Here is a 215-nt window from a genome sequence, read left to right as displayed (position 1 = left end):
GTGGACGCTTATATCGAGCAGTACAGCACATCCTACAAAACATATTTGCAGGAGCATCCCGAGCTGTTGCCTTACCTGACCTTCGATGGTCAAATGTATGCGGTCGCGAACGCTCGGACGACGGATGGCATCGCCAATCATGGTCTGTGGATCCGGCAAGATTGGTTGGATAAGCTGGGCCTCAAGACGCCGACAACGATGGACGAATTGATCGA

General features: G+C 52.6%; 1 pseudogene. It reads left to right on the top strand.

From position 1 onward, the window contains the following. Nucleotides 1-215, top strand: a pseudogene (locus tag PAT3040_RS33530) (extracellular solute-binding protein); the annotation flags it as partial.

Origin of the sequence: Paenibacillus agaridevorans, assembly GCF_003112455.1 — a bacterium.
In the GTDB taxonomy this organism is placed as follows: Bacteria; Bacillota; Bacilli; order Paenibacillales; family Paenibacillaceae; genus Pristimantibacillus; species Pristimantibacillus agaridevorans.
The sequence above is the reverse complement of the archived record's forward strand: the minus strand, read 5'-3'. Positions and strand labels throughout refer to the sequence as shown.